This is a genomic window from Streptomyces sp. NPDC027962 (assembly GCF_055566095.1).
Map to the genome: position 1 here is coordinate 14,764 of NZ_JBVHTA010000055.1, position 21,071 is coordinate 35,834.

24 protein-coding genes are annotated in these 21,071 nt (G+C 70.8%); 9 read left to right on the forward strand and 15 right to left on the reverse strand.

Going from position 1 to position 21,071, the window contains the following annotated elements:
* Positions 1–4: 4 nt before the first annotated feature.
* The 7 genes from ACZ4SA_RS33300 to ACZ4SA_RS33330 all read right to left on the reverse strand — a co-directional run bounded on the left by ACZ4SA_RS33300 (position 5) and on the right by ACZ4SA_RS33330 (position 6,574).
* Positions 5–379 (reverse strand): ectoine synthase, encoded by a 375-nt coding sequence (locus ACZ4SA_RS33300; protein ID WP_159682262.1) that lies wholly within the window; start codon positions 377–379, stop codon positions 5–7.
* Between the two features lie 161 nt (positions 380–540).
* A complete protein-coding gene (locus tag ACZ4SA_RS33305) occupies positions 541–1,584 on the reverse strand; it encodes a hypothetical protein (protein WP_468281642.1) in 1,044 nt (347 codons plus the stop codon).
* A gap of 2 nt (positions 1,585–1,586) precedes the next feature.
* Positions 1,587–1,844 carry a phosphopantetheine-binding protein gene (locus ACZ4SA_RS33310; RefSeq protein WP_468281643.1) on the reverse strand — a complete coding sequence of 86 codons (258 nt, stop codon included), beginning with the start codon at positions 1,842–1,844 and terminating at the stop codon, positions 1,587–1,589.
* Positions 1,841–3,202, reverse strand: a complete 1,362-nt coding sequence (locus ACZ4SA_RS33315; protein ID WP_468281644.1) for an AMP-binding protein — start codon at positions 3,200–3,202, stop codon at positions 1,841–1,843. Before ACZ4SA_RS33315 ends, ACZ4SA_RS33310 begins: the two co-directional genes overlap by 4 nt.
* Complete coding sequence (locus ACZ4SA_RS33320) at positions 3,199–4,014, reverse strand: MaoC/PaaZ C-terminal domain-containing protein (protein ID WP_468281645.1); 816 nt, start codon at positions 4,012–4,014, stop codon at positions 3,199–3,201. The genes ACZ4SA_RS33315 and ACZ4SA_RS33320 overlap by 4 nt, the downstream gene beginning before the upstream one ends.
* Positions 4,011–5,246 (reverse strand): beta-ketoacyl-[acyl-carrier-protein] synthase family protein, encoded by a 1,236-nt coding sequence (locus tag ACZ4SA_RS33325; protein WP_468281646.1) that lies wholly within the window; start codon positions 5,244–5,246, stop codon positions 4,011–4,013. Before ACZ4SA_RS33325 ends, ACZ4SA_RS33320 begins: the two co-directional genes overlap by 4 nt.
* A 110-nt stretch (positions 5,247–5,356) precedes the next feature.
* Positions 5,357–6,574: an aminotransferase class I/II-fold pyridoxal phosphate-dependent enzyme gene (locus tag ACZ4SA_RS33330; protein WP_468281647.1), complete on the reverse strand. Its 1,218-nt coding sequence runs from the start codon at positions 6,572–6,574 to the stop codon at positions 5,357–5,359.
* 367 nt (positions 6,575–6,941) lie between these two features.
* Here ACZ4SA_RS33330 and ACZ4SA_RS33335 point away from each other — a divergent pair, with 367 nt between their 5' ends.
* Complete coding sequence (locus ACZ4SA_RS33335) at positions 6,942–7,820, forward strand: AfsR/SARP family transcriptional regulator (RefSeq protein WP_468281648.1); 879 nt, start codon at positions 6,942–6,944, stop codon at positions 7,818–7,820.
* 321 nt (positions 7,821–8,141) lie between these two features.
* On the opposite strand, the gene ACZ4SA_RS33340 is transcribed toward ACZ4SA_RS33335, so the two are convergent.
* The 5 genes from ACZ4SA_RS33340 to ACZ4SA_RS33360 all read right to left on the reverse strand — a co-directional run bounded on the left by ACZ4SA_RS33340 (position 8,142) and on the right by ACZ4SA_RS33360 (position 11,971).
* Positions 8,142–8,708, reverse strand: a complete 567-nt coding sequence (locus ACZ4SA_RS33340) for an O-methyltransferase (protein ID WP_468281649.1) — start codon at positions 8,706–8,708, stop codon at positions 8,142–8,144.
* A gap of 20 nt (positions 8,709–8,728) precedes the next feature.
* Positions 8,729–9,274 carry an AAA family ATPase gene (locus tag ACZ4SA_RS33345; RefSeq protein WP_468281650.1) on the reverse strand — a complete coding sequence of 182 codons (546 nt, stop codon included), beginning with the start codon at positions 9,272–9,274 and terminating at the stop codon, positions 8,729–8,731.
* Between the two features lie 226 nt (positions 9,275–9,500).
* Complete coding sequence (locus ACZ4SA_RS33350) at positions 9,501–9,815, reverse strand: DUF6415 family natural product biosynthesis protein (RefSeq protein ID WP_468281651.1); 315 nt, start codon at positions 9,813–9,815, stop codon at positions 9,501–9,503.
* A gap of 239 nt (positions 9,816–10,054) precedes the next feature.
* Positions 10,055–11,227 (reverse strand): helix-turn-helix domain-containing protein, encoded by a 1,173-nt coding sequence (locus ACZ4SA_RS33355; RefSeq protein ID WP_468281652.1) that lies wholly within the window; start codon positions 11,225–11,227, stop codon positions 10,055–10,057.
* Between the two features lie 105 nt (positions 11,228–11,332).
* Positions 11,333–11,971, reverse strand: a complete 639-nt coding sequence (locus ACZ4SA_RS33360) for an HAD family hydrolase (RefSeq protein WP_468281681.1) — start codon at positions 11,969–11,971, stop codon at positions 11,333–11,335.
* 231 nt (positions 11,972–12,202) lie between these two features.
* On the opposite strand from ACZ4SA_RS33360, the gene ACZ4SA_RS33365 reads away from it, so the two are divergent.
* From ACZ4SA_RS33365 to ACZ4SA_RS33375, 3 genes are all read left to right on the forward strand, one after another.
* Positions 12,203–12,337 (forward strand): hypothetical protein, encoded by a 135-nt coding sequence (locus tag ACZ4SA_RS33365; protein ID WP_468281653.1) that lies wholly within the window; start codon positions 12,203–12,205, stop codon positions 12,335–12,337.
* A gap of 72 nt (positions 12,338–12,409) precedes the next feature.
* Positions 12,410–12,916, forward strand: coding sequence for an exonuclease/endonuclease/phosphatase family protein (locus ACZ4SA_RS33370; protein WP_468281654.1), 507 nt, complete (start codon positions 12,410–12,412; stop codon positions 12,914–12,916).
* An 88-nt stretch (positions 12,917–13,004) separates the two neighbouring features.
* Positions 13,005–13,370 carry a MazG-like family protein gene (locus tag ACZ4SA_RS33375; RefSeq protein ID WP_468281655.1) on the forward strand — a complete coding sequence of 122 codons (366 nt, stop codon included), beginning with the start codon at positions 13,005–13,007 and terminating at the stop codon, positions 13,368–13,370.
* Between the two features lie 74 nt (positions 13,371–13,444).
* Here ACZ4SA_RS33375 and ACZ4SA_RS33380 read toward each other — a convergent pair whose 3' ends face one another.
* From ACZ4SA_RS33380 to ACZ4SA_RS33390, 3 genes are read right to left on the reverse strand one after another with little or no spacing between them, the layout of a single operon-like run.
* The gene (locus ACZ4SA_RS33380; protein ID WP_468281656.1) at positions 13,445–14,200 is read right to left on the reverse strand and encodes an SDR family NAD(P)-dependent oxidoreductase; all 756 of its coding nucleotides are present in this window, start codon (positions 14,198–14,200) and stop codon (positions 13,445–13,447) included.
* Positions 14,197–15,183, reverse strand: coding sequence for a 3-oxoacyl-ACP synthase III family protein (locus tag ACZ4SA_RS33385; protein WP_468281657.1), 987 nt, complete (start codon positions 15,181–15,183; stop codon positions 14,197–14,199). Before ACZ4SA_RS33385 ends, ACZ4SA_RS33380 begins: the two co-directional genes overlap by 4 nt.
* A gap of 16 nt (positions 15,184–15,199) precedes the next feature.
* Positions 15,200–15,454, reverse strand: a complete 255-nt coding sequence (locus ACZ4SA_RS33390; protein ID WP_356639467.1) for a hypothetical protein — start codon at positions 15,452–15,454, stop codon at positions 15,200–15,202.
* Between the two features lie 169 nt (positions 15,455–15,623).
* Here ACZ4SA_RS33390 and ACZ4SA_RS33395 point away from each other — a divergent pair, with 169 nt between their 5' ends.
* The 5 genes from ACZ4SA_RS33395 to ACZ4SA_RS33415 all read left to right on the forward strand — a co-directional run bounded on the left by ACZ4SA_RS33395 (position 15,624) and on the right by ACZ4SA_RS33415 (position 21,034).
* A complete protein-coding gene (locus tag ACZ4SA_RS33395; RefSeq protein WP_468281658.1) occupies positions 15,624–16,502 on the forward strand; it encodes a class I SAM-dependent methyltransferase in 879 nt (292 codons plus the stop codon).
* A 10-nt stretch (positions 16,503–16,512) separates the two neighbouring features.
* Positions 16,513–18,078, forward strand: a complete 1,566-nt coding sequence (locus ACZ4SA_RS33400; protein WP_468281659.1) for a flavin-containing monooxygenase — start codon at positions 16,513–16,515, stop codon at positions 18,076–18,078.
* 22 nt (positions 18,079–18,100) lie between these two features.
* Positions 18,101–19,594, forward strand: coding sequence for an FAD-binding protein (locus ACZ4SA_RS33405; protein ID WP_468281660.1), 1,494 nt, complete (start codon positions 18,101–18,103; stop codon positions 19,592–19,594).
* Positions 19,595–19,721: 127 nt separating this feature from the next.
* On the forward strand, positions 19,722–20,201 hold the full coding sequence (locus ACZ4SA_RS33410) for an SRPBCC family protein (protein WP_468281661.1): 480 nt from the start codon (positions 19,722–19,724) through the stop codon (positions 20,199–20,201).
* A complete protein-coding gene (locus tag ACZ4SA_RS33415) occupies positions 20,198–21,034 on the forward strand; it encodes an alpha/beta fold hydrolase (protein WP_468281662.1) in 837 nt (278 codons plus the stop codon). Before ACZ4SA_RS33410 ends, ACZ4SA_RS33415 begins: the two co-directional genes overlap by 4 nt.
* Positions 21,035–21,071 lie beyond the last annotated feature (37 nt).

Sequence of the window (21,071 nt, forward strand, 5' to 3'; positions counted from 1 at the left end):
CGCGTCAGTACGCGGAGGAGACGTGCTCGTCGAGACTGTGGGTCTCGTCGCCCTGCAGGGCCGGGCTGAAGACGCACACGAGCCGCAGGTCCTCGTGGGGGCTGGCCACCAGGTAGTGGGCGTCGTGCTGGTCGAGCGCGTACATGCGGCCCGGGGTGATGGGGTGGGAGGTGCCGTCGAGTTCGATGACTTCTCCGGAGCCGGCGATGCAGTAGCAGGCCTCGAGGTGGTTGCGGTACTCGAGGCGGGACTTGGTGCCGGCCAGGACGACCGTGTCGGTGAGCGAGTAGCCGACACCGTCGGAGGCGAGGAGGAAACGGCGGCTGACTCCGTTGCCCCAGTCGACGGTCTTCACGTCCTCGATGTCGCGGATGATCATGGTCAACTCCGATCTGGTCGTGTGCGGCGCGGTGCCGCACGGGCTGGGCGGACAGCGGGCGTGGCCGGCTGCCATGCCGTGCGTGTCCTTCTCCCCGCAGCCGGCGGCTGTCGGGGACGACGTGGGTGCCGCGGCGGATGCGGCGGCGCGGTGCGGCCGGGTCAGCCAGGGGCGGCCGCCGCCTTGGCGGTGGTGCGCGGCGCGGTGCGCAGCCGGTCGGCCAGGGCCCGGGCGGCGCCGGAGGCGATGGCCTCGCGGGCGGCGGCGAGCGCGCTCGGCCAGGTGTCGCGGTAACCGCCGGCGAGGGCCAGGGCGGCGGCGTTGAGGCACACGGTGGCGGTGGCGGCCGGGTGGGCGGTGCCGTCGAGGACGGCGAGGAAGTGGCCGGTGGCCTGCTCGGGGGCGACGGGGCGCAGGGCGTCGAATCCGCCGTCGGCGTCGATGAGTTCGCCGGGCCGCAGGGTGAGTCGGGTGCCGTCGTTCACGTCGACGGTGTTGTCGGCGAAGCCGAGGAGTTCGTCGGCGCCGGCGTTGTTGGAGGTCAGCCAGATCCGCCGGCCGCTGGTGTCGGCGCGGGTCAGCTCGCGCAGGTCGGGCAGCGGCATGGCGGCGCTGACGCCGGTGACCTGGGCGGTGACGGGCAGGTCGGCGAGGAAGGGGCCCAGGGCGTTGAGGAAGCGGCCGAAGGGTTTCATGCCGAGGGGGGCCACCGTGCGGGCCAGCCGGGTCAGTTCGGCCGGGTAGACGAACGGGCCGGCGAACGCGATGCCGTGGCGTTCGAGCATCTCCTCGGTGTGGGTGTAGGAGGTGGTGAGGCGGATGCCGAGGCGCTGGAGCAGGTCGATCGAGCCGAGGCTGGAGGTGTAGGCGCGCGAGCCGGTCTTGACGACCCGTACGCCGCCGGCGGCTGCGACGAGGGCGGCGGCGGTGGAGATGTTGAAGGTGGCGGGTCCTCCGCCGGTGCCGACGATGTTGACGGTGCCGGGCCAGGCGGTGGGCGGGGCGGTGGTTCTTCGTTCCCGCAGGGATTCGAGCAGGGCGTGCAGGGTCGGGTGGCCGGGGAGGCTGGTGGTCAGGGAGGCCAGCAGGGCGACGGCCTGCTCCTTTTCGAGCGTGCCGTCGCCGAGCCGGTCCCACAGTGATCGCCAGGTCTCGCGCTCGGTCACCGGGGCGCCCGCGAGCAGGCCGGTGAGCGCGGAGTGCATGGCTAGCTCGTCACCCCCTGGCGGGCTTCGGCGATGAAGGCGTCGATGGCGCCCACGCTGCGGAAGTTGTCGGGGTCCAGGTCGGCGTCGCCGACGGCGAGCTGGAAGTGGTCCTCGACCCAGGCGATGAGCTTGAGCACGCCGAGGGAGTCGATGACGCCGTCGGAGAGCAGGTCGTGGTCGTCGGCAAGCTCGTGGACACCAAGGTCGGGCAGGAACTCCTCGATGACGAACTTCTTGATGGTGTCGTTGTGGCTCATGACGTCCTTCCTTGGGCTGGGATCAGTGCGTTGCGTCGGTCGAGCGCGGCGCGTTCGACGTGTCGGGTGGCGCGGGCGGGCCGGGGTTGGCCGGTGATCCGCCGCGTGCCGGGGGACCTGGCCGGGCGCTCGGCGCGTCCGGTCAGGTGGAGCAGGCCGTCGGCGTCGCGGCGTACCAGGTCGCCGGTGCGGAACCAGGTGCGGCCGTCGTCGGTGTGCAGGGGGTGGGGGGTGAACGTGCCCCGGTGACGGCCGCGGTCGAGGTAACCGGGCGACTGGAAGGGCGTGCAGACGTACAGTTCGCCGCGGCCGGGGCCGTCGACGGGCATGCCGTTCGCGCCGACGACGAGGGCCGCCACGCCCGGCAGTGGCCGGCCGATGGGGACGGGCGGGAAGACGGTGGTCCTGGTGTCGACCTCGTGGACGAAGCTGTCGCCTGTCTCGGTGCAGCCGTAGAGGTTGTGCAGGCGTGCGTACGGGAACAGGTGCGGCAGTTCGGCGAAGGTGCGGTCGGACAGGGCGGCGCCGGTGAACATCGCGTGGCGGACGGTGGGCAGGGTGGTGCCGGTGCGGCGGGCGGTGTCGGCGAGCAGCCCGTGGAGCGCCGGCAGGCCGTGGACGACGTGGACGCCGTGGCGGGTGACCAGGTCGAGCAGGTGGTGTCCGTCCGTGGCGAGGTCGGGGTCGGCGAGGACGGCGCAGCCGCCGGCGGCGAGGGTGGTCCAGATGTCGAGGAGGCACCGGCCGGAGTCGAGCGGCGCGTGGCTCAGGACGGTGGTGCCGGGGCCGATGCCGAAGGCGCCTGTGGCCCAGTCGGTGAAGCGGTCGACGGCGGCCTGCCGCAGCGGAACGATCGTGGGCGCAAGGGTGGCACCGGAGGTGGTGAGCATGAACGCGGCCGCCTCGCCGTCCGGGCGGGGCAAGGCGGCGGCCGTGGCCGACGGCAGGATGCGCCGGCGCCGCTGCCCAGGCGCCCGAGCAGCCCGTCCCGAGCCTGCCGGGGCCGCTTTTCCGGATCCTGCCGGGGCTGCGGGCGTCAGCACCCGGGCGCAGCCCGCCTGGGCGAACAGGTCGGCGAGCCGGGTGCCGGCGAATGCCGGGGACGGCAGCAGGAACGGCCGCTTCGAGAGCAGGCAGGCCAGGACCAGGGCGATGGCAGCGGGCGAGGTGCGGGCGAGGACGCCGACCGGGTCGCCGGGGGCGATGCCGAGGACCGCGAGGCGTTCGCGTTCGCGGCCGGCCGCCTCGTACAGGGCGCGGTAGCTGGTGGGCTCGCCGTGCCAGATCAGGGCGGGGGCATCGGGGTGGTGGCGCACCTGGGTGAGGAAGCCGGCGGCGAGGCCGGTGGGGCCGCTCATCGCAGCTGCGCCCATCCGCTCTTGACGGCGGGCCCGTTGGCCGTGCGGCAGGCGAAGCGCACGGTGGTGCGGGCGGCGTCGGGCTGGAGGGTGATGTCGAGGGGGTCGCCCGGCGCTACGGGGGCGGAGAAGCGGCCGCCGACGGCGCGGATGCGGGTGATGTCGCCGTCGGCGTACCGGTCGGCGATCTCCTCGCAGGCCAGGGCGATGACGCTCATGCCGTGGGCGATGACGGTGTCGAATCCGGCGGCGCGGGCGGCCTGTGGGTCGAGGTGGATGGGGTTGAGGTCGCCGGAGGCGTGGGCGTAGGCGCGGATCGTGTCGGGGGTGAGGGTGTGGCAGGCGGTGGCCGGCTCGCCGACGGGTCCGGTGGGGGCGGGGGCGCTCGCGGCGGGTATGTCGCCGAACGGCTCGATGTTCTTGGCGCCCACGAGCAGGGCGTGGGTGAGCAGTTCGGCGAAGTCGACGCCGTCGTCGCCGGTGAGGCGGGTGCGCACGGCGATGCGGGTGCCGCGCGGCTCGCGGCGGGCGCCCAGCACGTCGAGGGCGGCGGTGACCTGTTCACGGGCGCGTACGGGCCGCTCGAGGCGGATGTCCTGGCCGAGGTGGACGACGGACGTCTCCTCGGGGGTGGTGAGGGCGCGCACCGTCTTGTCGGCCAGGTCGTGGGCGAGGACGAAGGTGTGCACGGGTGAGGCCTGCGGCGTGGGCGCGGCGGGCAGGCCCATGCGCACGGCGGTGCGGTAGGCGTCGATCTCCTGGGCCGAGGCGGTGCGCTGGGCGGTGCGCGCGGGGACGGGGGTGGTCGTCATACCGGCACCACCACCAGGGAGGCGTTGTGGCCGCCGAAGCCGAAGGAGTTCGACAGGGCGGGCCCGGAGGCGATGGTGCGGGGGCTGCTGTGGACCACGTCGATGTCCAATCCTGGCTCCAGGCGCTGGTGGTTGGCGGTGGGCGGCACTTCGCGTGCGCGCATCGCGAGGGTGGCGGCGATGAGTTCGACGGCGCCGGCGGCGCCGATGAGGTGGCCGATGACGCCCTTGGGTGCGGTCACCGGTGGGCTGTCGGCGCCGAACACCTTGTTCAGGGCGGTGGCTTCGGCCCGGTCGTTGTGGGGGGTGGAGGTGCCGTGGGCGTTGATGTGGGCGATGTCGCGGGGGGTGAGGCCCGCGTCGGCGAGGGCACTCGTCATGGCCCGGGCGGCGCCCGAGCCGTCGGGCAGCGGCATCGACAGGTGGTGGGCGTCGGCGGTGGCGCCGTAGCCGGCGACCTCGGCGTAGGGGCGGGCGCCGCGGGCGCGGGCGTCGTCGGCGCGCTCCAGGACGACGAATCCGGCCCCCTCCCCCATCACGAACCCGTCGCGGTCGGCGTCGAAGGGCCGTGAGGCGCGCTCCGGTTCGTCGTTGCGCAGGGACACGGCGTTGAGGTTGCCGAATCCGGCGAGGGTGACGGGGGTGAGGGTGGACTCGCAGCCGCCGGCGATGACGACGTCGGCGCGGTGGGTTTTCAGCAGCAGCATCGCCTGGCCGATGGCGTCGGCGCCGCTGGCGCAGGTGGTGGCGATGGTGGTGGCGGGGCCGGTCCAGGAAAGGCGCATGGCGATCTGGGCGGCGGCCGCGTTGGGCATCGTCATCAGCGGCATCAGCGGGTTGACGCGGTGGGGGCCGTGCTCGGTGAAGTGCGCGGACTCCAGGTCGCTGGTGGCCCGCCCGCCGACCGCGTTGCCGACCACGATCGCGGTGCGGTCCGGGTCGGGTGCGGGGGCGCCCGCGTCGCGGTGGGCGGCGAGGGCGGCGGTGGTTCCGTACAGGGCGAACGGGTCCATCCGGCGGGCGTCCTTGGCGCCGACGAGGCCGACGTCGTCGAGCCCGGTGACGCGGCAGCCGATCCGTACCCGGTGGCGGGCGAGGTCGAGGTGGGTGAGCTCGGCGGCGGTGGAGCGGCCGGCGCGCAGTGCCGCCCACAGCGCGTCGGGGGTGCAGCCCGCCGGTGTGACCAGGCCGATGCCGGTGATCACGACCGGGGGCGGGCTGGAGGTTGCCATGGTGGGGTTCCCCGTTCCGTTTCCCTGGGTTTCTCGTGTCCCAGGGGTGCGTTCACCCGGGTTGCGTTTCACCGGGTTGCGTGTCCCCTGGGGTGCGTTTCGCCGGCCTCTCAGGCCGGGATGATGCGGCATTCACGGGCGGAGGCGAGGAACGCCTGGGCCGCGAAGTCGATGTCGGCCTCGGTGTGGCGGGCGGTGACCGCGATCCGCAGCCGGGCCAGGTCGTTGGGGACGGCGGGGGTGACCACGGGCAGGCCGATGACGCCGTTCTTGCGGCAGGTGGTGGCCAGGTCGTAGGCCGCGTCGTCGGAGCCGGCGATGAGCGGCAGGACCGCGGTCTCGCTGTCCTGGGTGCGCAGGCCCTCCGCGTTGATGATGTTCCGCAGGCGGGCGGACTGGTGCTGGATGTGGGCGACGCGTTCGGGTTCGCGCTGCAGGATGCGCAGCGACTCGAGTGCGGCGGCGGCCTGGGCGGGTCCGAGGGCGGCGGAGAAGAGGAACGGCCGTGCGGCGTAGCGCAGATGGCCGATGAGCTCGGCGGGGCCCGCGATCCAGCCGCCCATGGAGGGGATCGCCTTGGAGAGGGTGCCGAGTTTGACGTCGACCCGGGCCTTGTGGTCGAAGTGCTCCTCGATGCCGCGGCCCGTCTTGCCGATGACGCCGAGCGCGTGGGCCTCGTCGACCATGAGGAGGGCGTTGTGCTCGTCGCAGACCTTGCGCAGCTCGGGCAGCGGCGCGATGTCGCCGTCCATGGAGTAGACGCTGTCGACAATGACGAGCCGCACACCGTCGGGGCTCGCGGCCCGCAGCCGGCGGTCGAGGTGGTCGACGTCGTTGTGGCGGAAGCGGGTGACGGTGGCCCCCGACAGGCGGCAGCCGTCGACGATGGAGGCGTGGTCGTACTTGTCGATGAACACGGTGTCGCCGGGGCCGACGAGGCCGCCGACGGTGCCGGTGTTGGCGGCGTAGCCCGAGCCGAAGACCATGGAGGCCTCGCGGTCGGCGAACCGGGCGACCTCCGCCTCCAGTTCCTCGTGCAACGGGATGGATCCGGCCAGGGCCCGCACGCCGTGGTTGCCGGTGCCGTAGAGGTCGACGGCGGCCTTTGCGGCGGCGACGACACGCTCGTCGCCGGCCAGGCCCAGGTAGCTGTAGCCGGACATCATCAGCAGGCGGCGGCCGTCGAGGTCGGCGTAGGCGCTGTCGCGTTCGACGGTGTAGGCGACGAAGCTGTTGCGGCGCTCGGGTTCCCATTCGAGGGCCTGGACGCGGCGTCGCGTCGCCGCCAGCTTCGGCTCGAGGCGTTCCCATCCTCCGGATGCGTTCACGTGCGTCTCCTCATCCACTTCTCGGGTCTGTCCAGGCGCGCCGTCTTTTCTAGGCGCCGGCCCGCAAGGTGGGCGCAACAACACCGCTGAGGTGTGTGAACAGCCGTTGCGGAGGCGAGATTTGATCGCGATTTGATCAAAAGACAAATACCGGAGCCGCTGGTTCCCACTTATTCCCGCGGGTATGTTTTTTAGCCAGTGTTGAATGTGGCGACAATTGGCCGGTACGGTCGAATCCTTGGAAAGGGAGCACGAAACAGAGATCTGGTTGCGAAGCCGGGGCGCGTATTCGCGACCTCCCTTTTCCTTATTCGCGCCCCCGCGCGTGTGTGTGCCGCGTGCAGCCGAAGTCTTGGGGGACTCAGCGTTGCTGATCAGACTCGTAGGTCTTGTCACGATCGAACACGACGGGACGGCGCCCCAGCATCTGTCGAGCGCTCAGGCCCAGGTGGCCTTCGCCCGGCTGATTCTGGAGCGTACGTCGGGAACCAGCCGCGACCAGCTCGCGGACACCGTGTGGCCGGAGGGGCTGCCCGACACCTGGGCCTCCGCGCTGCGCAGTGTCGTGAGCCGGGTCCGCGCCTATCTCACCGGCCCGCTGCAGAAACCGGGCGGGACACCACTGATCGCACAGAGCGGACGGTACGTACTGCGGCTGCCGGACGACGCGGCGGTCGACCTGGAAGCCGCGGAGGCGGCGCTGGCCGAGGCAAGGACGGCGTTCGCCGACAGTGCGCACGCGGTGGCGCACCAGCTCGCCGCCGGCGCGGTGTCCAATCTGCGTGGCTCGTTCCTGCCGGCGCACGAGGGCGAGTGGGTCAACTCCGTGCGCGAACGGGTCGACGAACTGCGCCTGATGTCGCTGGAACTGGCGAGCCTGTCGGCGTCGGCGCTCGGCACGGAACACCACGCGGTGCGCTACGCCGACGAGGCGGTGCGCCGTGCGCCGTTCCGGGAGAGCGCCCACCGGTGCCGGATGACGGCGCTCGCCGCGGCGGGCAACCGGGCGGACGCGCTGCGCGCCTACCAGCAGCTGCGGGAGGTCCTCGCGGACGAGCTGGGCATCGACCCGTCGGCCGAGACGCAGGCCGCGTACCTGGAGCTGCTGCGGGCCGGGGAGCCGGCCGGGCCGCGGCGGCCGGCACCGTCCGGTCGGATGGCGGCGGATGCGCTGGATCCGCTGCTGCTGGGGGCGTTCGAGGCGCTGAGCCCGCCGGGGGCGGTGGCGCCGATGCCGGCGCGGTAGCACGCGGGCGGGCGCGGAACAGGCCTGCCGAGCCCGCCGTACGGGAGCGTCTGCCGGGGCGGCCGGGCAGGAACGTCTGCCGGGGCGCGGCCCGGGGAACCTGCGGGTGCCCGGGGCCGCCCCGGAGTCGTGCGCGTGTTCAGCATGGCGGCATGGACGCATCCGACGGATGAACGAGTACACGCTCGACGGCAAGCCCAGTCGTCGCCTGGAGGCGGTGCTCATGGTGCAGGACAGCGACAAGTGGCTGATGGACGAAGAGACCGACAGCCCGAGTGCCGACGAGCCGACAACCACGCGACGCTTGGTGTCCATCCTCTGTTACAGGTGGCGTGCCGCAACAACCACTGAGCTGGCTGGCGTTGTGAGTACTTCAGTGGCGTCCAGGGCCGGATGAGTGAGGTAGAACAGTCGGAGCTCATCCATTTCGCCGCCAAAACGAGGCGGCCAATGGGGCGACGGGGTGAAGTCGTCCAGGATGAGAAGGCCACCTGGAGCAAGCAGCTCGACGACCCCCTCGGGGTCGTCACGCTTGCCTCCGCCGTCGCAGAAGAAGACGTCGAAGGGAGCGTACTGCTCAAGCAGCCGCCAGTCCCCGGTGAGAACGCTGACGCGATTGTCGTCCGCGAAGACACCGGCCGCGCGACGGGCCAGCTCCTCGTCACGCTCGACGGTAACCAGGCGTGCACTGGCGCCAAGACCGCTGTGCAGCCAGGCAGTGCCCACGCCCGAGCCGGTGCCGCTCTCCGCGATGATGCCGTGGGGCTTCGCAGCAGCGGCCAGCCTGAGCAACCTGCCCACTTCAGGGATGCAGCTCTTCTTGAATCCCGCCTCTGAGGCGACACGCTCTGCGGCCGTCACACGAGGCGGAGCCACACGTTCCGCCATGATCACTCCCCCTTCCATTCTTACGAGCCCACGCCCACACCGACACGGGTCAAGACCTCATCGGCCAGTTCCTGGCAGGTACGCTCGCCGTCCAAGAAGATCGTGTCCGTCGGCAAAGCGTCAGCCGCAGCCACGCACTGCTCAATCTGAGCCTTGCACCACTGGCGGGCAGCCTCGTCACGTTCAGGATCGTGCGGCGCCACACTCCGGGCGTCGATCCGTTGCGCCAGAACTTCGGACGGAACCTTGAGGAAGAAGTGGTGGATGGCCACGCCCGCTTCGTCCAACGCGCCGAAGATCTCAGCAACGTACTGCGGGTTGGTCAGTGTCATCGGAGCCAGGACCGGACGTTCGTACTCCTCCAGCAGCCCTACAGCCATGCTGACCACCTGCCGCCGCCACAGGGGCAAATCCTGAAAGTTCCCGGTCGGTACATCGACGATGTCACGCAATACGAAGCCGGTCTGCTCAGGGTCGTACACCAAAGCAGCAGGCCAACGCCGGTGCAACTCGTCGACCAGAGTGGTCTTCCCACTCCCGAAAGCACCGTTCACCCAGAGGATCACGTACGTCTTCCTCTTGGATCGCCGTCATCTGGCCAACACTCTATCCGTCAACGACCAACAGTCGACGCCAGTGCCAGGCACCACGGGGAGTGACGGCTTCACTTCCGCACGGGAAGCTCCGGCTACACGATCAACGACGCTTACCCGCCCCAAGGCCGCATCCGTGGGCTGGGTGAACGGCCTTTGCCCGACCAGGTCCCAAGGGATCCCGGGTATGGAGCAGCGCTCAGCGGGCCGGCGGGTTCAGGTGCTCGTAGTGGTCACACAGCGAACAGACCGACAGGGCCACCTTCTTCGCGTGCCGGTAGGCAGCGCCCGGGCCGAAGCCACGCGTGGTGTGCAGCCGTCGCCACGCCTCGTCGACGCCGACCTGTGCAATCCCCGCGTGCAGATCGCCGGAGGACTGCGTACGGATGAGGGCGCGGATCTCCGGTACCAGGAGCTGAACGTGCCCGCGCAGGATCTCGGTCAGCCGTTCCAAGTCCTCGAGCAGGGGCGTCGCTTCACCAAGTGCGAGCACGCGACGCGCCATGTCCCGCATGGCTGAAATGTCGACCGGTCTCGGATCACGGCCGCCGTCTGTGGTCGAAATCTGTGCGGTTGTATGTTGCTGCACGTCGACGCTCCTCGTAAGCGTTGGCCATGCCCCGGGGCCGTGTCCGCGGTCGCCGGGGTCTCACGGGATGGCGCACGGTGGCGCCCAAGACAGATGATGGGCGCCCGCAAGGGCGACAAGGGCTACAGGATGTAGCCCCTGTAGCCCTTGTCGCAGGAGTTGGATCAGACGGCACCGATCCATTCGGCGAAGCTCGTGAGATCCTCGGCGTCGGACCTCTTGAGGCGGCGGAGCGTGGTCACGTCTTCCTTGGCCCAGGGGTGCTCGCGGGTGTGCTGCGGGGCCACGCTCCGGGCAACCTTCAACGACTCGAATGCGTGGTCGGCGAGGCCGGACCACAGTTGGGCGCGGGCAAGTTCGATGTAGAAGCCGCTGCGCCGCTCGGCAGGGAGGTGGTCGGCCGGCTTCCATTCGCGCGCGACGGCCAGAGCGCGGCCAAGGTGGTCGCCGCCCAGGCTGACGGCGACGGACACCTCGTGGATGCGTACGGAGTCGGGGCCGAATGCCGTGCCCTGGTAGACATCCTCGCTGACGCTGTCCCCCAGTTGCCGGGCCTCGGACAGGTGAGCGTCTGCTGCAGCGGCATCACCCGCACGACCGGCTAAGACCGCGGCCCGCATGTGCAGGGCACCGCGAGCGGCGGCGCAGCGGGCAGTATCGGGCGGCGGCACGTCATCGACGGCGAACTCGAGGGCACGCAGCCCCGCCTGGTGGGTGCCGGCAGCGAAGAAGGTTTCAGCGCGGACGTAAGCGACGGACGCGCTGAGGAGCGGGTCGCCCGCCTGGGCGGCGGCCCAGCGCATCATGTCGATGAGGCGCGCCGATAAGTCGTAGGCCCCGTACTTGTAGGCCATGGCGTCGGCCGTGCGGGCGGCGGCGACCACAAGGCGTGCGGCGTCCGGATGCCGGCCGGCGTGCAGGTGTCGAAGGGCCTGCTCGAGCAGGCTCGGCACATGTTGGGCGATGCGCCCGTACTGGGCGGCGAGCCGCCAGCTCACGGCCTCGCTGACTGCTCCCTTCAGCTCGTCCGCCGTGTTGCGCGGCGGGCCGAGCGGAATGTCATACGCGGAGAGGACCGCGGACAGTTCGGGCAGCGCCGCGTGGACACGCCGCTCCGTGCCCACATGCCCGGTTGCGAGCCGCGACGGGTCGACCGCGAGGGCGGCAGCGATCGAATCGAGGGTGGTGTAGCTGGGCGCGCGTGCTCCCCGTTCGATCGCTTTGATCATGGCGAGGGAAACGTAGGAGGTGCGGGCGAGGTCGGCCTGGGTCATCCTTCGTGACTGGCGGGTGGCCGCGATGCGCCGGCCGACCTGCCGGGGTGTGTCGGCGGGCATACATGCTCCGTTCACGGCGGCACTCGAAACGGTACCCGGGCGGTGACGCACGGCGTGCGTGAACGACTCCGGTCGGCATGTGCCGAGCGGGCCGCTCTGCGTTGCCTACTCGCTGATGAGCGACGTCAGTTCGGTCAGAGAGCGGATGCTCCAGTCAGCGGCCGCGGTGACCTCCGGATCGTCCGCCCACAGGTGCCCCCAAGGGCCACGCCGCAGGTGGGCGGTGCGCAGACCGGCCGCCTTCGCAGGGAACACATCGTTGACCGGGTGGTCGCCGACGTACACGGTGTGCTCCGCCGGCGCCTCGGCCACCTCGAGCACACGGGCAAAGAAGCCGGCCGACGGCTTGGCGACGCCCCACTCCCCCGATGTCGCAACCACGTCCGCCGGCAGCTCGAGGCCGCGCAGCAGCTGCGCGGCCTTCGCCGTCTGGTTTCCTGCCACGACCACACGGATACCGAGCGTGCGAAGCGCGGACAGTGCGGGCCGTACGTCGTCGTACAGGTCCTGTTCGTCCAGTTGCTCACCGCGGCCCGCTGCCTCACGAGCCGCGTACTCGGCCTCGATGTCGATGCCGGGGCGCAGCAGCCGCAGGGCGTCCGCATTGTCGCGGCCCTGCACTGTGACAGCGCCGACGAGCGCCGCGACGGTGTGCCGCGGCGCTCCGATCCAGTCCGCCCAGGACGCCCAATAGCGGTCGTCTCGGGTCAGTGTCTCGCCGACGTCGAACACGATGCTCTCGATCACAACAGAAGCCTATGTCTAGCCCGGCTCACGGCCCGAGGCGCGAACTCCCGGTACGTGCGCGTGGACGGCTCCAGCCGCATCGAATGTGCCTACTTCGCACAGGCCGGTAGGTTCCTGCGGAACAAGGGGCACCGCGTCCTCGACGTGGACGCCTCCCACGTACCGGCCGAAGAAGTCGCCCGTACGGTCGTTGCTGCTTCTCCCGACTCATGAAGAACCAGGAAGACGATGATGCTGGACGTCCTGACGTTCAACCTCAACAACCCGTCCCGCCGGCGCGCGGAGACACAGCTCCGGTACCTGGTGGAGCGGCCGGAGTCGGTGCTGATGCTGACGGAGACGGCGCGCAGCGTGGGGGTGTGATTTCCTGGCCGAGGAGTTCCAGGCCGCCGGCTGACTTACCCCCGCCCGGAGTACGGGAGCAGGGAGCGCGGCGTGATGGTCGTGTCCCGCCTCGCCGCCAAACCCTTGGAGCTGCCGGTGGACTACCTTCCCCACCGGGTGGCAGCGGTGAGCGTCCAGTGCGACAGCGGACCGCTGGACATCGTGGGCGTGTACGTGCCCTCACGGGACGCCACCGAGGCGAAGGCCACTCGTAAGCGCACGTTCCTCGAGAGCCTGGCCGCCGCCCTGCCCACCGGAGAGATGGGGCAACGCCTGGTGATCGGAGACTTCAACATCCTGGAGCCGGTGCCGCAGTACCGCACGTTCCAGACCCGGGAGTACGCGTTCTACAGCGGACTCGGCGCGGCCGGGTACGCGGACGCCTTCCGCACCGTCGCCCCCGTCGCCCTGGAGTATCCCTGGGTAGGCCGCACCGGAGACGGCTACCGGTACGACCACGCCCATGTTTCCGGGCCCCTCGCGGACCGGTGGACACCTGCCGATACGTGCACGAACCACGTACCGGCGATGACCGACTCACCGACCAATCCGCGCTGACGGTGTCTGTCGCGCTGGCCGCGACGGACCCGCTGGATGTGGCCGACCCGACGCGCCGACGCTGTTCTGACGAGACCGAGGAGACGGCATGGACGAGACATGGAGCCGCGTGGAGCGGCTGCGGGAGTGGCTGGACGAGGAGGCCGCCCCCGCTGCGGCCGGTGACGTGCGGCTGCTGCGGGTGCTCAAGATCAGCGAAGAGGTGGGTGAAGTGGCGGAGGCCCTGCACGGGGCGCTCGGCGCCAACCCGCGCAAGGGCGCATCCCACACCTGGCAGGACGTCGAGAAGGAGCTGTGCGACGTCATCGTGACCGCGATGGTGGCCCTGTCCACCATCAACCCGGACGCGGAGAAAATCCTCGACAGCCGCCTTGAGCACCTGGTGAACCGGGTACGCCCTGACCCGGCGCCGACCGCCGGGCGCTCCCAGCCCGCCGTGTGGCCCGCGGACTGAACTGCCGGTGGGCCCACAGGGAGTGGCCCGCCGCCCCTTGTGGGGGGCGGCGGGCCACTCAGGGAGAGGCGGTCTCAGGTGATGGAGACGCCGCTGTCGATGCTGATCACCTGGCCCGTCATGCAGTCCTGGTCGAGGAACAGGGACGCGCTGCGGGCCACCTCCTCCACGGTGACGAAGCGCGGGACGGGGGCCTTGTCCTCCATGCCCTCGATCACGCGGTCGGGGAGGTCCTTCGTCATGCCGGTGATCATGAAGCCCGGGGAGAGGGCGTTGACGGTCACCCCGCGCCGGCCGCATTCGGCGGCCAGTGTGCGGGTGAGGCCGATCAGGCCCGCCTTGGAGGCGGAGTACGCCGTCTGGCCGGCCGTCGCGATCAGGCCCGACGGCGAGACCACGTTGATCACGCGGCCCCACCTCTGGCGCAGCATGTGCGGGACGGTGACGCGGGCGGTGTGGAACGAGCCGATCAGGTTGGTCTGGATCACCTGGGCCCAGTCCGCCGGGTTCTGCATCGCCATCAGCGCGTCCTTGCGGATCGCGCCGTTGTTGACGAGGACGTCGACGGGGCCGAGGCTCTCCTTGATCTCCTCGTAGAGGGCGGTGACGGCCTCGTAGGAGCCGACGTCGCCGCTCACCACGATCGAGTCGTGGGTGAGTTTGTCCTTCACGGCCCGGGCCGCGTCCTTCGAACTGTTGTAGTGGACGGCCACCTTGCAGCCCAGCGCGTCCAGTTCGAGGGCCAGGGCCTGGCCGAGGCCTCCCGAGGCTCCGGTGACCAGGGCCACGGGGTGTTCGGGGCGGCTGCCCGTCTGCTTGCCGGTGCTCATGCGGTTCCTCCGTCCCATCGCAGCAGGATCGATCCCCAGGTCATGCCCGCGCCGAAGCCGGCCAGCAGGACCAGGTCGCCGTCGTTGATCCGGCCTTCGTCGAGTGCCTCGGTCAGCGCGATGGGGATCGACGCGGACGCGGTGTTCCCGTACTTGTGCAGGTTGGCGACCAGGGCCTCGGGCCTCAGGCCGGTGTGGCTGAGGATCGAGTTGATGATCCGGATGTTCGCCTGGTGCGGGATGACGTGGCTGACGTCGGCCGCGTCGACCTTGGCGTTCGTCAGCGTCTCCCGCACCGTGCGCACGGTGTAGCGCACGGCGTTGAGGTAGATCTCGTTGCCGTTGATCTGTGCGTAGTGCAGGCCCTCGCGGACGGTGTCCTCGGTGGTCGGCATCCGGCTGCCGCCGGCCAGGACCTTGAGGCTGCCGGTGCAGGAGCCGTCGGCGCCCAGATTCCAGGCCAGCACCCGGTCCTCGGCCGCGGGGGCCAGGACGATGGCGCCCGCGCCGTCGCCGACGAGGATCGACAGGTCCCGGTCGGCGGGGTTGGCGGTGAGGGTGTGGGTGTCGGAGCCGATCAGCAGGATCGGCCGCGGGTCGATCTTGATGAGGGCCATGGCCTGGACGAGGCCGTAGACGAAGCCGGCGCACTCGGAGTTGACGTCGTGCGCGCTGCCGGCGATGCCCAGTTCGTGGTGGACGAACGCGGACGTCGCCGGCGACGGCTGCTCGGGGGTGGCGGTGGCGACGATCAGGTGCGCGATGTCGCCCCCGGTCAGCCCTGCTTTGTCCAGTGCGCGCCGGCCGGCCTCGACAGCCAGGGAGGCAGTTGTCTGGCCGGGCCCGACGGCCCGCCGCTCAAGGATCCCGCACCGGCTGACGATCCAGTTCTCGTCGACGCCGAAGCGCTGCGCGAGGTCCTTGCTGGAGACCACGCGCTCGGGTACGGCCATGCCCCACCCGGTGATGTCGAAGCCGTTCACAGGCGTCTCCCGGTGATCAGGCCTGGGCCGGCACGAGCTGGACGATCCGGTCGTAGACGACGCGCAGGGTGGTCGTGTCGTCGATGTCGGCGAACAGCGACTCGTCGGCCGGGATGTGCGGGTACTGGTTCTGGAACCCGTACAGCCACTCCATCAGGTCCAGCGAGTCGACGTCCGCGATGTGCTGGAGCGGCTGGTCCGGGTCGACCTTCTGTGCGCCCGAAACGGCCTCGAGCTGGCCGGCCAGTTCTTCGATGGTGGGCAGCGACATGGAGTTCGGTCCTCTCTCGCAGGGCTTGGCTTGTTCTGGAGGAATCGAAGCCCCAGCCGCGCAAGGTGGGCGCAACAGCTCTGGTCGCGCCGCGTCTTGCACATCTGTTGCGAGCACTTCGCTTTCCTCTTCTCCGACACCGCACCCCGGAGTAGGAGTTGAGGAAGAGATGACGACGGTCGCTGACAAGTCGGTCCCCGAGGTCGACGCGATCAGGCACCACTACGAGGTGAGCAACGACTTCTACCGCCTCCTGCTGGGCCCGACGATGATGTACTCGGGCGGCTACTGGGAGGAGGGCGAGGGCCTCACGGAGGCGCTCGACGAGGCCCAGGAGCGCAAGCTCGACCGGTTCGTCGAGCTCGCGGGCGCGGCCGGCAGCCGGCGGGTGCTGGACGTGGGGTGCGGGTGGGGCACGATGCTCAACCGGCTCACCACCGTCCACGGCGTCAAGCAGGCCGTCGGCCTGACGCTCAGCCGCACCCAGGAGGCGTTCATCGCCGGCCTGGACAACCCGCGGATCACCACCCGGGTCGAGTCGTGGGAGGACCACACCACCGACGACCCGTATGACGCGGCGTTCTGCATCAACGCGCTGGAGCACTTCGTGTCCTCCACGCTGCCGCCGCGGGAGCGGACCAAGAAGTACCGGGTGTTCTTCAACAAGGTGGGCGCGGCCCTCAAGCCGGGCGGCCGGTTCGTGCTGCACACCATGACGGCGGAGGCGCTGCCGATGAACCGGCAGCTGCTGGACGACCTGAAGTTCCTGCAGCGCTCGGAGTTCGAGAACTGCCACATCCCGCACCTGCACGAGCTCACGCAGGCCGCGGAGGGGCTGTTCGACGTCGTCGAGATCGTCAACGAGCGCGAGTCGTTCGCCGTCGCCTGCCGTGCCTGGCTGGAGCTGCTGGCCGCCCGCCGGGACGAGGCCGTCGCCCTGGAGGGCGAGGAGGTCGTGGCCCGCTTCGAGCGCTACCTCGACATCTTCGCCTACACGCTCGAGGACAAGTTCTTCAACAACTTCCGCGTCACCATCGCGCGCCGCTGAGGAGGCCCACGTGACGAGCATTCTGGAACCCGCGCGCAGCGACGGGAATCCTGCGTCCGGCGTGCAGGCGACGGGCGGCGGCCCCACCCGGCATCTGCGCGTCGCGGTCATCGGCAGCGGTTTCTCCGGCCTGGGCATGGCGGTGCGCCTGCTGCAGAAGGGCATCGACGACTTCCTGGTCTTCGAGCGGGCGAACGAGGTCGGCGGCACCTGGCGCGACAACTCCTATCCGGGGGCGGCGTGCGATGTGATGTCGCACCTGTACTCGTTCTCGTTCGCGCAGAACCCGGGCTGGAAGTCCACGTTCGGCAAGCAGGCCGAGCTGTACGACTACCTGCGTGACGTCGCCGACCGGTTCGGCGTCCGCCCCTACATCCGCTTCGGTCACGAGATGCTCGCGGCCCGCTGGGACGAGACGGCCCGGCGCTGGCATGTGACCACCTCCCAGGGCGACTACACCGCCCAGGTGCTGGTGTCCGGCACGGGCTACCTGTCCGAGCCGGCCGTCCCCGACATCGCGGGCCTGGCCGACTTCGAGGGCACGGTGTTCCACTCCTCGCGCTGGAACCACGGACACGACCTGACCGGCCGCAACGTCGCCGTCATCGGCACGGGCGCCTCCGCGATCCAGTTCGTTCCCAAGATCCAGCCCGAGGTGGGGCGTCTGGACCTGTACCAGCGCACGCCGGCGTGGATCGGGCCGAAGAACGACAAGCCGACCAGCGCGCTGCAGTCGAAGCTGCTGCACAACGTGCCCGGCTACCAGCGGTTCCGCCGCAACTTCAACATGTGGGGCCGTGAGGTCCTGGCGTTCGTGATGAAGCGCCCGAAGGTCGCCGGGAAGATGCAGAAGATGGCCAGCGACCACCTGGCCAAGTCCGTCGCCGACGAGCAGCTGCGGGCGAAGCTGACGCCCGACTACGTGATGGCGTGCAAGCGGCTGCTGTTCTCCAACACCTGGTACCCGGCGATCCAGCAGCCCAACGTCGACCTGGTCACCGACGGCATCGACCATGTGCGGGCCAAGTCGATCGTGTCGGCGGACGGCACCGAGCGCGAGATCGACACGATCATCCTCGGCACCGGCTTCAAGGCCACCGACCGGCCCGTCGCCGGCCGGATCGCCGGCCGCGGCGGCAGGCTGCTGCGCGACGTGTGGCGCGAGGGCGGCATGGCCGCGCACCGCGGCACCACCGTCGCCGGTTTCCCCAACCTGTTCCTGCTGCTGGGCCCCAACACCACGCTGGGGCACTCCTCGCAGGTGGTGATGATCGAGGCGCAGATCGGCTACGTCCTTGACGCCCTGGGGCAGATGGACAAGCGGGGCCTGGCCAGCGTCGAGGTCCGCGCCGAGGCCCAGCAGGCGTACAACGAACATCTCCAGGGCCGGCTCGAGGGCACCGTGTGGAACGCGGGCAACTGCAAGAGCTGGTATCTGGACGAGCACGGCCGCAACCCGTCGATCTGGCCCACCTACACGTGGCGGTTCCGCCGCACGACGCGCCGTTTCGACCTGGGCGAGTACCAGCTCGCCACCACAGTCAATGCCGGCAGACCGGCACTGGACCACGTGTAACCACAACGGGAGGCAGACGCCGATGAACAGCAGCACGCTCTCGCGGCGCAAGGTACTGGGCGGCATCGCGGCCACGGTCGCGGGATGGAGTGTCGCCAACCAGTCGTGGGCGACGGCCGCGGAGGTCGCCGACGGCAGGGTCGAGGTGAAGCAGGTCCCGGACCTGGACGGCACGCTGACGACGTCGGCGACCGATCTGGAGGGCTTCCGCAAGGACTTCGGGCGGCTGAAGCCGTCGGCGCCGTGGGCGGTTCTGCGTCCCGGCTCCGACCGGGACATCGTCAAAATGGTCAACTACGCCCGGGCGAACAAGCTGAAGATCGCCGTCAACGGGCAGGGCGGCACCGGCGACGACATGGAGTCGCACTCCGTCTACGGCCAGGCGGCCGTGCCGCGCGGCGGCATCTCCATCGACGCCCGCGCCATGTCGAAGATCATCAGCATCAACTCGACCAACGCCGTCGTCGAAGCAGGTGTCACCTGGGGGCAGCTGACCGACGCCGCGCTGAAGGTCGGCAAGACCCCGCCGGCACTGCCCGACTACCTGCACCTGTCGATCGGCGGCACTGTCTCCATCGGCGGCATCGGCGGCACGGTGCAGAAGTTCGGCCTGCTGGCGGACACCGTCCACTCGCTGGACGTCGTCACCGGCAACGGCGACCTCTTCACCGTCTCGGCCTCCTCCCGCCCCGACCTGTTCAACTCGGTGCTCTCCGGCGGCGGCCAGACCGCGATCATCCTGCGCGCCAAGGTGAAGCTGACGGCCGCGCCCCAGCGGTCGGTGGTCTTCAGCCTCTTCTACAACGACCTGGCCACCTACCTCGCCGACGGCGAGAAGGTCATGACGGAGAACCGCTTCGACGTCCAGGCCGGCGAGATGCTGCGCAAGAGCGACGACTCGGGCTGGCGCTACAAGATGGAGGTCGCCGCCAACTACTCGGGCACGGCCGTCCCCGACCGGGCGAAGCTGCTGGCCGGGCTGCGCGACATCCGGGCCGAGGCCGTCATCGAGGACGTCCCCTACCGGGACTACATGTTCCGGCTCGACGGCTACGAGGTCTACCTCAAGGAGACCGGCCACTGGTTCCAGCCCAAGCCGTGGCTGAGCCTGTTCCTGCCGGCCTCCAAGACCAAGGCGTTCATGGAGCTGGTGGAGAAGGAGCTGACCGCGAACGACCTCGGCGGCGGGTTCCTGCTGTTCTACCCGTACTACACCCGCAAGGTCACCCGGCCGCTGGCCGTGCAGCCGAACGAGTCCGTCGGCTACCTCTTCGACCTGCTGCGGTTCCCCAACCCGGGCGAGACGGGCATCAAGGAGATGCTCGAGCAGAACCGCCGCCTGTACGACAAGGCGGTGGCGCTGGGCGCCAAGCGGTACCTGGTCGGCGCGATCCCCCGGATGACCACGGCCGACTGGAAGGCGCACTTCGGCCCCCGCTGGGGAGACTTCTGCCGGGCCAAGCGGCGCTACGACCCGGCGAACATCCTCACCCCCGGTCAGGGCTTCTTCGGCTGACGGGTCCGGCCGCGGGGCCGGGGCGGCACGGGGCGGCATCGCTGACACGAGCCGGCCGCCGGCCCGGCCCGCCCCGGCCCGCACCCCTGGCCCGCACCCTGACCCGCACACCGACAGGAGAGTTGGCATGACAGGTTACGACCTGATCGACGAGGCGGTCATCGACGCTCCGCCGGACGTCGTCTGGGACGCGCTGATCGCCGAGTTCCGCGGCGGGGCCCGCTGGTGGGTGCCGGCCAACACCTTCGCCGCCGGGTCCGGTTCACCGGACGAGGTGGGCGGCGAGGTGCGGGTGACGGTCCACACCAAGGGCGTCGACAAGGGCGGTCCGAAGCTGCGGTTCACCTCCCGGACCACGGCCGTCGAGACGGGCCGGCGGCTGTCGGTCGAGTACGTCGAGGGCGTCTTCCGCGGCCCGAGCGACTTTCTGCTCGAGCCGCTGGACGGCGGCCGGCGCACCAAGATCGGCATGCACTTCCGCGGCCGTCCGCACGGCTGGCTGAAGGTGCTCGCGAAGGTCGCCGACATCGGCGCCGAGCACTCCAAGGCCACCAGCGCCGCGTTCGTGGCGCTGGGCGAGGTGCTGGCGAAGGAGCGGGTGCGATGACGACGGTGGCGCCGGCCGCCACGGAGAGCACGCTGGTCACGGACGACGGCGCGCGGCTGGCCGTGACCGTCCTCGCTCCGCTCGGTGCGGCCTCCGGTCGCACGGTCGTCCTTGTGCACGGCTGGGCCGCGGCCCGCCGGGTGTGGGGCACGGTCGCGGACCGGCTGATCCGCCAGGGGCACCGGGTCGTGCTGTACGACCTGCGCGGCCACGGCGCCTCCACGCTCGGCCGGGAGCCGTTCTCGGTCCCCCGGCTGGGCGCGGACCTCGGCGCGGTCGTCGAGCACGTGGAGGCGTCCGGCGCGATCGTGGTCGGGCACTCGGGCGGCGGGTTCGCGGCGATGGCGTACGCGGCCTCGCCCGGGGCGCGGGTGGGCGGCCTGGTGCTGCTGGGCACCGCCGCCCACGACCAGGACACGCCCGACAGCGAAGTGAAGATGATGGGCAGCCCCGTCTTCTCATGGGCGGTGCGCCGGCCGGCGCTGGGCCGCCTGCTGCTGGGGCAGAACATGCTCGGCAAACGGGCCGACGCCCGTGCCGGGGAGGTCAACCGGCAGATGTTCGCGGCCACTTCGCCGCAGATGCGCTCCGATGCGTTCGCCTCCACGCGCGGCATGGACCTGCGCACGGACCTGGCCCGCATCTCCGCCCCGGCGGTGGTGCTGGCCGGCGGCGCCGACAAGGTCATCGCCCCGGCGCTGGGCCGGACGGTCGCCGACACGCTGCCCGGTGCCCGGTTCGAGCAACTCGAGGGCGCGGGGCACATGCTGCCGCTGGAGGCCCCCGAGGAGGTCGTGCGGGCGGTCGAGGAGGTGTCGGGCGGGGTGGGGTGACGGGTCGGCTCCCCCGCGCGCGGGCGCCGGTCCACCG